Annotated in this window: 9 protein-coding genes and 1 riboswitch; of the genes, 2 read left to right on the forward strand and 7 right to left on the reverse strand. The window is 37.5% G+C overall.

The window, feature by feature from the left end:
• Positions 1-174: 174 nt before the first annotated feature.
• The 7 genes from EKM78_RS11705 to EKM78_RS11735 all read right to left on the reverse strand — a co-directional run bounded on the left by EKM78_RS11705 (position 175) and on the right by EKM78_RS11735 (position 10,199).
• Entirely contained in the window at positions 175-2,316 is a 2,142-nt protein-coding gene (locus tag EKM78_RS11705; RefSeq protein ID WP_125772430.1) for an LPXTG cell wall anchor domain-containing protein, read from the reverse strand.
• Positions 2,317-2,443: 127 nt separating this feature from the next.
• Positions 2,444-3,775 carry a hypothetical protein gene (locus EKM78_RS11710; RefSeq protein WP_125772432.1) on the reverse strand — a complete coding sequence of 444 codons (1,332 nt, stop codon included), beginning with the start codon at positions 3,773-3,775 and terminating at the stop codon, positions 2,444-2,446.
• Between the two features lie 120 nt (positions 3,776-3,895).
• Positions 3,896-4,537, reverse strand: a complete 642-nt coding sequence (gene thiE / locus EKM78_RS11715; protein WP_125772434.1) for a thiamine phosphate synthase — start codon at positions 4,535-4,537, stop codon at positions 3,896-3,898.
• Positions 4,527-5,354, reverse strand: a complete 828-nt coding sequence (thiD, locus tag EKM78_RS11720; protein ID WP_125772436.1) for a bifunctional hydroxymethylpyrimidine kinase/phosphomethylpyrimidine kinase — start codon at positions 5,352-5,354, stop codon at positions 4,527-4,529. Before thiD ends, thiE begins: the two co-directional genes overlap by 11 nt.
• Complete coding sequence (thiM, locus tag EKM78_RS11725) at positions 5,347-6,231, reverse strand: hydroxyethylthiazole kinase (RefSeq protein WP_125772438.1); 885 nt, start codon at positions 6,229-6,231, stop codon at positions 5,347-5,349. The genes thiD and thiM overlap by 8 nt, the downstream gene beginning before the upstream one ends.
• Positions 6,220-6,322, reverse strand: a riboswitch (TPP riboswitch). (Overlaps the previous gene by 12 nt.)
• A 66-nt stretch (positions 6,323-6,388) precedes the next feature.
• Complete coding sequence (locus EKM78_RS11730) at positions 6,389-8,356, reverse strand: hypothetical protein (RefSeq protein WP_125772440.1); 1,968 nt, start codon at positions 8,354-8,356, stop codon at positions 6,389-6,391.
• Entirely contained in the window at positions 8,340-10,199 is a 1,860-nt protein-coding gene (locus tag EKM78_RS11735) for an McrB family protein (protein ID WP_164507341.1), read from the reverse strand. Before EKM78_RS11735 ends, EKM78_RS11730 begins: the two co-directional genes overlap by 17 nt.
• 200 nt (positions 10,200-10,399) lie before the next feature.
• Between EKM78_RS11735 and EKM78_RS11740 the strand changes: the two genes are divergently transcribed.
• Both EKM78_RS11740 and EKM78_RS11745 read left to right on the forward strand, forming a co-directional pair.
• Positions 10,400-11,140 (forward strand): MarR family winged helix-turn-helix transcriptional regulator, encoded by a 741-nt coding sequence (locus EKM78_RS11740; RefSeq protein ID WP_164507342.1) that lies wholly within the window; start codon positions 10,400-10,402, stop codon positions 11,138-11,140.
• Positions 11,141-11,231: 91 nt separating this feature from the next.
• A complete protein-coding gene (locus EKM78_RS11745; RefSeq protein ID WP_164507343.1) occupies positions 11,232-11,474 on the forward strand; it encodes a hypothetical protein in 243 nt (80 codons plus the stop codon).
• The last annotated feature ends 224 nt before the right edge of the window (positions 11,475-11,698 follow it).

Here is an 11,698-nt window from a genome sequence, read left to right on the forward strand (position 1 = left end):
CCGGGCCCCGGAGTCGGCATTGAACGTAGCAACCAAAATACTACCTCCACACCCCAACCACCAAACAAACTAACAGAACTCCATCAAAGAAAAACGCTACTGTCTGCCATAGCTCTCTTACATCAATAAAAAAAGCAGCCATCCAACAAGAATGACTGCTAAAAATAAAACAAACTACTTATCATTTCCACGAACCTTAAACATAATCAAAACCATAGCCAAAACAATAACAACAATCCCAGCAATAACACCAAACAAGCTAGTAGCATGACTACCAGTCTGTGGCAACTTATTACCATTCAAATAACTCTTAGCAGGCAACTTCATAGAACCCTTATCAATAGCAGAAGGATAGTTAGGGTTCAAAACACCCTGCCCACTAGAACTAGAAGAATAATCAGGTGAAGTACCAGTTGAACTACCTGGCATAGAAGGAGAAGTGCCAAATTGTTCTTCATTAGTATTTTCACTAGGTTGTGATGAATTGCCTGGTACAGAAGGTGAAGTTACAGAAGGTGAAGTTACACTAGGTTGTTCCTCATACTCAGCCTCATCAGGTTGCGATGGAGTAGTTGGAACAGTGGGAGTAGTAGTACCTGGTTGCTCTTCATCGTTCTCTTCAGATCCATTTGGTTCAGTTGGTTCACTAGGATTGGTTGGTGTTGTTGGTGTTGGTGTTGTTGTTCCCGGTTGTTCCTCATCGTTGTTCTCATCAGGAGTCGTTGGAGTTGTTCCTGGTTCTTCTGGTAAAACAGGAGCTTCAGGATCAACAGGAGGATCAACGATAGTTGGTGGAACAGTTGTAGGGGGTGTCACTGAAACATCAGATTCATTGTAAGTCATAATGTCAGTGTCTTTACCAGCTTCAATTTCGAAAGGAATTGGAGTCGTATTAATCTCGTAACCAGTTGGTGCTTTTGTTTCAGTCAACGTATATTTACCAGGTGCTAAGTTATCGATTGGCAACATACCTTCTTCATCAGTCGTCAAACCAGTGATCAAAACATTGCCATTAGGATCCTTTAAATCATAAACGGCACCAGCTAAAGGTGTGTGACTAGTTGCATCTAGTTTGATCAATACCGCTGATCCGGTATTCTTTTCCGGTTCAGAAGGATATGGAACATTTGTTGCAGAAACAGTTGAAGGGGTTGTTTGTCCTTCTTGAATCGTAAATGGATATTCATTATTAGCACTAGGTGCATATCCAACTGGAAAACCAGTTTCAACGAAATTGTAATCTCCAGGTGTCAAATTATTAACGACAATTTGACCATTAGTATCAGTGGTTAAATCCTTTTCGATAACATTGCCCGATGCATCTAGTAATTCAAAAGTTGCTCCAGCTAAAGGAGAATCATTTGAAGCATCAGTCTTTGTCAAAATAACACTACCATTTTGCACGTCGCCAGTACCGGTACCTGAACCACCCCAATTAATGGTATGGCTAGCATCTTCAGTAACTTGTGACGATTGCAAGGTCACATTGTTGTCCCAAGAATTAACTTGGTTGGCATCTGCAGCAGGAACAGAAACTTGATAAGTCATATTTACAGTTTGGTTAACATTACCAAACACGAATATTATTTGTTGGTTTTTCATTAGAACCGATGTTGGTTCGATCGTACCGGTTGAAATAAATTGACCATTTAAATAGTATCCAGTGTTGGCATGGACAGATCCATTAATATAAGTTTGGTTTGGACCCAAGGTGTCAACGATTTTAACATTTGTCAAATCAGAAGCTGGATTGTTAAAAGCTACATTCCAAGTCAAAGTAGTTGGACTACCCGTCAAATCTTTTTGATCGGGGATCCAGCCATTTTTATTAATAATAAAATCATTGGGATTAGTATCGGTTACAGTTGAACCCATACCAGTAATAGTTAAAGTACCTGAACGATTTAGATTGGCTTGACTAGCATTGTCATTAAAAGTCAAAGTACCAGTTGAGGCACCTTTGGCAATGTTGAACGTACCAATAACTACACCCGTATTAGTTTTAACTTCAAAACTAAGATTATTCTTTGCTAAAACATTTCCTGGCAAAGTAAAATCAGCAGTATCGCCAGCATTAATAGGAATACCATTAGCGATAGAAAAACTATAATTGACATTAACACCCTGCCAATCATAAATAGTATCCGTTGGCGAAGCAGTACCACCAGTGGTGTAAGTCATAGTTGCATCAGCAGCGGTATTTCCCGTGATAGGAACGACGGCAGCTTTAGCACTCGAATTCAAAGCGCTAAAGCTAAATACCGCAAGTAACACTGCGATTGTAGACAAAAGAAACATCTTGAACTTGCCTCTCATACAATCATCTCCTATTCATAACTTCTCAGCCTTACTTCGTTCAATATTATTGTAAGACCAATTAGCAACCTAACTAAACTAAAACGTCTAACTAAATTTTTATAAATAGGATCATTCAATTAATACCTTATTCATCCGTCAGCGGCAGTTTTTTAACAAAATGATACGTGATCAGAGATATCAGTAGAATGCCAAGAGTTATCACTGTGTGGACGGCAGTCAAAGTGGTATACGTGGCACCGTGAACTGTCGGATTGAAAAATGACAAGACGTTGAGATTCAAAAAGTAGCTCAATAAATATACCAAAGACATATAGATTAATTGCTGAGAAATATTGCCGATACTAGATAATTGATACTTCACTAAAAAGGCCCTTTCCCCATCTAAATTAGGGCTGTTATATAGCGAACGGTTGAGTAACGTATTATCAGCGCCAACAAAGACTGCAGCTAAAAATAGTCCTAGGAAATAAATCGGCACAAAATTAAATAAGGTCAATAACATCCCAACGAATAATATTGGATATCGATACTGTGGAAAATTCTTTAACAGCATCGGTCCGATCTCAAAGCCTAATAAATAGATCACAAAGATCCATACTGTGGCTTCAAAATTAAACCGTAAAGTACTATCGAACGTAGAATACAGCAGCAAAAAGTTCATAACAAACCCACGATTGAGAGCTCCTAAACTGAGTGGGAATATCTTCTTGTGGATCCCCAATTGAACGTAGATCAATGTACCTAAGATGACCGCTGCCAAAATACACATGATCAAATCTAGACTGTGGGAAGTCGTCTTCAAGCGCGAGTATCTGATTGAAAAGACTAGCACTACTAAAATAGTTAAATAAACTAAATTCAATATCAGTCTGCTTGGGTGAATGAAACTAGCTTTAAAATCGTCTTCGTGATAAAAATCGATCTCATTTTTCAAGAAGACGCCTCCGAACCAGGCAAACAAGAACAAAATAGCCAGCAAAATAAACGCTATGGCCATCTCCTTGTACTTCATCGCCACAAAGCTGACCACTAACAACAAGATCATTGCGATCAGCGAGTACAACCAACTTTGCTTCGTCATCGAAAATTCGTTGCTCAATTTCCCCCGAGATCTGATCGTCAAAAAGTATGGCCAGAGCCAACTGGATGCCAGCCCTAATAAAATACCACCTAAGATACCAAAGAAGATGTTGTCAGCAAACAGCATTGAGATCGAGCCCAAGACCCCAAAAATACTGGAAACGTTCATCATCTTAATAGCGGAACGTTTGATCTGTGCTGTCAATAACATGCCGATGCATCTAAAGGTGTACAGCATTAAAAATGGCAACACAAAAATCGGCTCAGTTTTATGAATGTTATAAAGCATCAAACAAAAGAAATAGGGAATAAAAACACCAGCATTGGCAAGTAAATTTAAAACCCCCATTGAAAAAGATCGAAATGATTTTTGCATTTTTTGAACTCCTCATGTTATTACCCACATTGTATACAAAAAAAACAGTTTAATCACGTCTACACCACTAATTAACACAATTCTGGTGAAACTTAATTAACTGTTTTTAAAGTAGCTCTTTTAGGCAAAGGCGTCCAATACATTATTGACTGTCTTTGAGACATCCTTTGATCTCGTAAGTAAACTGATAAAGGCTGCACCAGAGGCGCCAGCTGCTTTGAGTTGATGAACATTTTCATCAGTGATCCCACCGATAGCTACGATCGGTACTCTACTCTCATTGACTAAGTCTTGAAGGCCGGTCAAACCGATCGGCGCTGTGGCATCGTCCTTAGAAATCGTTGGTACGATCGGACCTGAACCCAAATAGTCGATTTGTTCAACTTGATTAGCGATCTTGACCTGTTCGATCGTCTGACAAGAAAGTCCGATGATCATCTCGGGTGCAGCTTTTGAAACAACGTCGATGATATTCATATCTTTTTGACCAACGTGAATACCATCTGCTTGCAATTGGTTAGCTAATTCAACATCATCATCCACGAAAAAGGGAATATTAGCATCCCGACAAATCTTGCGTAACTTCTTACCCAACTGGAGCCGTTGTTCAGAGGTCAAAGTAGAACCGGCTTTGTCACGGTATTGAAACGCCGTTATGCCACCATCGATGGCTTCTTCGAGCAAGACCTCAAAGTCCTGTCCGACAAGGTCTTGGCTTCCGCAAACGAAATAAGCTTTCAACATCTCTTCCTTAAATTCCATGGCTGATCATCTCCTTGTTATAAGCCCAGTGATTCAAAGGACCATGGCCATGACCAACTTGGATGGTATTCTTGATCGCTGCTTCAACAAATTTTTTCCCAAAAAGAATGGCGTCTTTCATCTCATCACCCAAAGCTAAACGGGAAACGATCGCTGACGAGATAGTGTCGCCTGTTCCGTGAGTTCTGACGGTATGTACCCGGGGACTTTCCATCCAAAGATCTTCGCCACTTTCGAGTAAGACTAGATCACGGACTACATCTGAATCCCCGTGACCACCCTTGATCAAAACATTCTTAGCTCCTAAAGTTTGGATCTTTCTTGCGGCATCTAACATATCTGCTTGATCATGAATCTTCATATCGGCTAAAGCTTCTGCTTCCGGGATATTAGGCGTAACTAAGGTAGCTAATGCGATCAATTTCGTTTTGATCAGCTTGATCCCCTCATCTGAGATCAATTGTGCGCCACCTTTTGCGATCATTACTGGATCAAGCACAAAAGGACCAAAATCGTATTTCTTTAAATTATCATAGACTAATTCCACGTGCTCAGCATCGGCAAGCATCCCCGTCTTACAAGCTTTGATGTTAAAATCATCTGCCAGGGAATCAAACTGCTGGTTGATCATCTTTGGTGAGAGTGCTTGAAAATCCTGCACACCAATCGTGTTTTGAGCCGTCACAGCTACAATCACTGCCGTTGAAAAGACGCCGCACTCTTGCATTGTCTTCATATCAGCCATTACACCAGCGCCACCGCCACTGTCAGTCCCAGCAATCGTTAAAGTTTGAGGAAAACTATTAATTTCATTCATCGAATTTGCCTCCTTGTTCAATATCAGCCGTCGTAATTGAATACAATTTATCTAACAAGCGTGTAGAAAACTCAGCTGGGCCAATCTTGGGCAGATCATTCATGACTGATTCACCAGCCAAACTAAAGACGAGGCAAGCCATTTTAGCAGCTTCAAAAACATCATCAGATGAAACTCCAGCAAATACGGCGATCAAACTTGAAAGCATGTCGCCAGTCCCAACCAGAGTCGTAAACATTTTGTGACCATTAAACACATGCGCAACGGCATCGGCAGTCGCAATCGTGTCAGTTTCACCCGTCACGACCGTTACACAACTAAACTTAGATGCGCAAGCTTGGGCGATCTCATCAACACTTTGCGATTGACCTTCATCGATCGAATCAATTCCTTTAGCAGACCAGGAAACGCCCACCAAACTAGCAACTTCACCCGCATTACCACAAATGACGGTAGGTTTACCAGTTGCAAGCAGTTGCTCAACAAAGGACAATCTTTCCGGAACAGCTCCGATCCCAACGGGATCAAGGACAACAGGTTTATTAAATTGATTAGCTAGCCGCAAAAGTTCAAGACTAAGCTTATTTTGACGCTCATCTAAAGTTCCAATATTAATGCAAATACCATTAGCGAATTGAGCCAAAGTCTTCAGCTCTTCATCGTAATTAGTCATCAAAGGTGAAGCGCCGATGGCACTAATACCATTAGCAACATCACTTTGAGTAACCGAGTTAGCAATATTCAAAACCATCGGATTATCCGTTCTAACCTTATTCAACAAATCAAATTGCATATCCATTCCTCCAAAAAAATAATAAAAAAAGCCACGGTTCTTAGTCGTAGGATTAAGAATCGTGGCGTCAATTGCCCAGATCATGCACTTTCCTACGCAAGTATCAACTTACAGGTTCAAAGGGATCAGGCCAACGCCTATCTCAGTTTCGAGTGAAACACCCCTAGTGCTTTATTTGGTTTAGTTTTAGGATAGCATACTGGATAAATTGCTGCACATTAAATAAATGATATAAAAATATTTACAAAACATTGTTGACTTTCAAATCTTCTTTTCTTAGCTCAATAGTTTTCTCAATATCATCTACCAATTTAAGATCATTCTTATTTTTCTCACTTGAATAATTAAGTTGCCAAATAATAATATTTTTTCTCTCTAAATAATTTGATAAAGCTTCTTTGTTTTCTTTACCAGAAGGTTTTCTCTTACTTCCCTTTTCATCAGAGGGTAATAAGCAATAAACTTTCATTACAGAAAGATCATCACGTTCATTATCAAGATAAGGATAATCACTATGAATACAATAACGATAGTATAAAAATTGCTGGGCACACTTCGAACTCTTGATGGAATTACCATACAAAACATTAGATTTTGGGCGGTATTTTGTGTCTAGAACTATTGATCCAAGTGATTTTTCTTCCTTTGAATCTGTAGTAAATACTTCAATAAAGTAATCAGGATGATTATGTTTTTTCTCAGAATAAGTCGAAGACGTGTTCGTTTCTGAATTGCTCTTATCAGTTTTTTCGTTAGTCTTAATTCGAAACATATTCATGGTCGGATTATTCTCATCGGGGTTTTTATTATTAATCCATGGATTATACGTCATAAGCAACTTGAGATGCTTATTTTCATTGGTTAATTCAATATGTGACCCTTCTTCAAAACAATTCTTATTATCAAATTTCTCCCAAGACCCTGTATTATACCCTCGTTGCTCAAATGCTGAAACAATAGATATTCCTGCCCACATTTCATAAATATCAAACGTTGATTTAATAGATAGACGTTGCTCATCCGCAAAACTCATTCTGTATTCCTTGAATTTAATAGAGTTATATTTTTTAAAAATAACTCCATAAATCGTGTTTAACACAATTGATTTTGGAATGGTATGTGGAATCTTAGCTTCAATTTTCGAGAACAAGGGCTTGCTCAATGCAAAGTTAATAGTAGATTTCAATTTCCACAATGCAGAGCGTTTTTTGTTGCATTCATTCTCAAAACTTTCAAATGTTTCAATATTATGCGTTCCTTTGCCCTCTTTTGATTCAACACCATCAATCACATCATCAAAGTACTTAATCTGGTGTTCAACAATTTCCAAAAAGTATTTCAATATATATTTCATATATTGATTAACTGGAATGTTATAATTCAATTTTTTCTCGATTGAGAAGGTTTTTTCTCGTGACTTACTTGGAAATTGAATATCTTTCTTATAAGTCTTTGCTCCTAAACGAACTCTACTGTTTATTTTTTTCCAATCATAATTATTGTCCACCTGGAATTTAATCATTGTTGGAAGGACCCGGATTGCAGCCTCCAATTTTGATCCATTCTCAATTAAATCCTGCGTTATTGGTTCATACTTGAGTTCATTAATCCTGTGTTGATTAGTCTGATAGTATTTGGATTTGACATGTTTATCATTTTTCATCGTAATATCTGAAAAAGAATTTTCTAAATCATTTCGCATATTCATCCAATCACTATCTTTTATTAAATCTTTTAGAATTATTTCAATAGCACCATAATAAGTTACACCATTTGCCACTATTCTCAATCCATACACTCCGGGCATGATATCTCCACAGGAATGTTCTTGATCGTTTTCAAAGATCATGATTGATTCTGAATATACATTAGAGCTCTTCTGATTCTTATCACTTTTTGGAAATCTAACGTAATGGTCATACTGACGATCAATAGATCTCTCATCAACCTTGAATTCTACATTTATATTTTTTTGTTGCTTTTCCGCCCAAAAATATAAATCTTCCAAGTAGATTCTATCGTTAATATTATTTGACTTAAATTTGATGGAAAAATCAGTGGATTTTTCAATTTGGAACATATTGTCATATCTTGGATCCATACAACTTTTATCAGAAGTAAGGCTAATTTCCCGGCCGTCACTCTCACCCTTAATAGCTACTTTAAGTTCGATTCCATCTGGGGCATCTACTTTAAATGGTGAATCCATTTTCTTCTAGATCCTTTGCAATTAGATTAATCCTATTAATTGATTCTTCGAATGGTTCGGATGAATTATCAGTACCTTTCTTCTTTGGTTCTTTCCAACTACCGTAAATCGAAGATTTCTCTAAAACTTCTCGTAAGCTTCCCTTTATCTTATCCCTATCATCCTTATCATCGACATCAAAATAGTCTCCAATCAAATTGTGGAGCTTTTGGTATGATCCTTTGATTTTTGGAAGGATTCTTTGAGTAATTTGAAGATCAAATCCTTCATCACGACTGATCTCCATTTTTGGTTCAGAATAATACGACGGGAGGTTATTCAAATATTCTTCTATTTGATTTACGATACGCCAACCTACTCCAATGTTATGGTCCGCTAAATTGAGTTTTTCATGAATTTCCCAAAGGAGTTCGTATTCCGTTTGAACTCGTTTTTGTTCAGCTTTGTTGGACTGATCATCAGTATCCAAAACCGGATAAACAATATAACTTAGATTAGTTTCAGTATTTTCATCGTTGTTCAAACTATCCATATATGGGAGTAAATGAAGTTCAATTACGTTTGAACGGTCTAACACTTTGTCAGAAATATCGTAAGTTGATTCATCTGTATTGATTGTCCCTACAAACATGACATTATGCTTAAGTGGGATAGTATTTCTTTGCAATGACTCATCATATCCATCATTGTTGTCACGCTTATTATTTTGATTGCTTTTGCTCTTTTCAAATAACTTGATTTGACGATCTTCATCATCCATTTCCAATGCAGATAAAAACTGTGCAAAATATTGTTCAATTCGAGAAAGGTTCATCTCATCAAATTCCACCAAATACAAATGATCTTCATTTTTGTCATCTGCAGCTTTTTGAAGAAATTGTGTTAAGCCACTTTGACCAGGTTCAAATTCGTTCTTTTGATAATTCATAAATCCTAAAAGATCAGAGTCGTCTGTCCACGATGATTGAACTGGTATGTATAATGATCTATCTTCCATACCCATAGTTTTAGCATATGTTTTAACCAATTGAGTTTTCCCAGAACCACTAAGACCTGCCAGAATTACTAATCCTTTGCTTTTCATTGCAGTGTAGAAATTGATCAAATCTTTAGTCTCATATAATAAACCAGACTTCTGTGCTTCCATCTTAAAGCGATCAATCGCATACTTATCCATCATTGAATGTGATTTTTTCAATTCTTCAAAGTCTTCATGAGACAAGAAACCAATTCCATAACCGTCTTTCGTAATATTTGTTTCATAGGCAAATTCACTGAATTCTTCATTGCTCGCTCGAATCACCTCAAAAGGTTCATCAAATGAAAATCTCCAATAATCATCATCAATTAGTTCCTGTTTTTTAACATTTAGTATTAAAAAAATATCTTTGTTATTTACATATGCAATAAATGGAGGCACTACATATTTTTCATTCCAAACCGGACATCGAACCTTACCCTTTTTAAGTTCATTTAAAAATAATGAAATGTTATTAGAGTCTGATTGTTCAATAATTATTGGGAAAGAATAAAATTCTCTTTCATTATCCTTTTCGTTTTTAATCTCAAATATTTGCGATCCAGTTTGGTCATTTGCATAAATGCGTTTAACGCTTGAATACGTGACTGTTATAAACTTTTTTCGACCAAGTCTTTCAAATAGTTCATCCTGGCTTTCATCATTACTTTGAAATTGATGTTGTAACACAACATGCATTTTATTAATATTTACGCCATCCACTTTAGAAAGATATTGTACATTCGCATTCTCATCTGAAAGATCAATATCCTTGGAGTTCTTAATTCTGCATAAAATTTTTGGTTGATATTTATTTTCTACCACAGATATCCTCCTCTTGGAACGTTTATAAATATATTTATAATTATAAAACAAATATCTCTTCACAACACGAATCCCAGAACTTTTTCGCAAACTTTTCAATTCTATCTCTTGACAATTCGTTCGGTACCGAAGTATACTCATTTATGAAATATATTTCGGCACCGAATGTTTTTAATATAAAAAGAAATGAGGAATACAACATGACAAACTTAACAGACGAATTAATGAAAAAACTACACTTCATAAGTAAAGCTTCAAACAAATACATGCACCAAAACAAGCAAAGATTAACAGGACAACAAAGAGTCCTAGCCATCTTGAACTTAGAAGACAATTTGGCACAAAGCTACTTGCAAGAAGTACTAGATCTAAGACCAAGCTCCCTAGCCGAACTTTTGAAAAAGCTAGAAGATAAGGGCTTGATCGAACGCAACGAAGATCCAAGCGACAAGCGGATCAAACGCGTTACCCTAACAGCCGACGGCAAAGAAGCAGCAGAAAAAAATGCTGCTCCATCAGGCAAAAACGCCACAGAAAAATTCTTCTCCGGTCTAACTGAATCAGAACAAGAAAGTCTCAAAACAAGCCTAGATAAAATCCCCGAAGGTTGGGATGAAGAATTCCAACAAAATGCCGACAGCTTCATCGACCCAATGGATCGCTTCGAAAACATGCAAAAAGTTCGCGACGAGATCATGTCGAAATACGGCGACAACATGGACGAAATGTCAGAACAAGACTTCAGATCAATGAGAAAAGAAATGCGTGAAAAGATGCAAGAAATGGGTATGATGCCAGGAAGACACCACGGTCCAAGAATGAATCAAATGGGACCAATGGGCCACGGAATGGGTGGTCATCACATGCACGGCGGTCATGGAAACTGTGGTGGCCCAGGAATGAACCACAGATCAGATTTCAGAGCCAACTGGAGATGGTAAAAAGCTCCAACTATCTAATCTATTCAAATCAAAACGTCAAAAAAAGACAAAATAAGTAAGAAAAAAGACCATGTTCTCAATTTCCAAAAAAATGGAAAAAGAAAAACATGGTCTTTGTTATTTTAAAATCAAAAAGCGCGGCGGAGAGCAGAGCGATACGCCACTACCGATATTCAAGAAAGAAAAGGAAAAAGAACCAGGCGGGAGCAAAGCGACAGCCAGTGAAATAGTGAAAAAAAAACAAATAATCACAGCAGCAATAACCGTCAGGAAACAAATTGAGCGGAGCAAAGTTCCGCGAACCGAGAAAAAAATTAGTGATCCGAACAAATAAAATACCACAATAAAACAAGCAAGACCCTACTCCCACCAGAATAGAAGAAGCCTGAGATAGACATGTGAGAAATAGGACGAGCAAAAAATGCCAATTTGTACAAAATAAATCGGTAAATCTCAACCAAAAGGGGGGGATATTGTCTCTATCTAGACGGAGGGGCCCGGGGATACAGACCTCAGTGGTGAAATTTCACTTGGCGACGAAGGAGCTTAGTGAAAGGT

The sequence above is a fragment of the Companilactobacillus furfuricola genome, from assembly GCF_003946325.1.
Taxonomy (GTDB): domain Bacteria; phylum Bacillota; class Bacilli; order Lactobacillales; family Lactobacillaceae; genus Companilactobacillus; species Companilactobacillus furfuricola.

What these genes read in the sequence shown, in the direction of transcription:
- EKM78_RS11705 (WP_125772430.1), bottom strand. Translation starts at nt 2,316, where the DNA reads ATGAGAGGCAAGTTCAAGATGTTTCTTTTGTCTACAATCGCAGTGTTA.
- EKM78_RS11710 (WP_125772432.1), bottom strand. Translation starts at nt 3,775, where the DNA reads ATGCAAAAATCATTTCGATCTTTTTCAATGGGGGTTTTAAATTTACTT.
- thiE (WP_125772434.1), bottom strand. Translation starts at nt 4,537, where the DNA reads ATGGAATTTAAGGAAGAGATGTTGAAAGCTTATTTCGTTTGCGGAAGC.
- thiD (WP_125772436.1), bottom strand. Translation starts at nt 5,354, where the DNA reads ATGAATGAAATTAATAGTTTTCCTCAAACTTTAACGATTGCTGGGACT.
- thiM (WP_125772438.1), bottom strand. Translation starts at nt 6,231, where the DNA reads ATGATCTGGGCAATTGACGCCACGATTCTTAATCCTACGACTAAGAAC.
- EKM78_RS11730 (WP_125772440.1), bottom strand. Translation starts at nt 8,356, where the DNA reads ATGGATTCACCATTTAAAGTAGATGCCCCAGATGGAATCGAACTTAAA.
- EKM78_RS11740 (WP_164507342.1), top strand. Translation starts at nt 10,400, where the DNA reads ATGACAAACTTAACAGACGAATTAATGAAAAAACTACACTTCATAAGT.
- EKM78_RS11745 (WP_164507343.1), top strand. Translation starts at nt 11,232, where the DNA reads ATGGAAAAAGAAAAACATGGTCTTTGTTATTTTAAAATCAAAAAGCGC.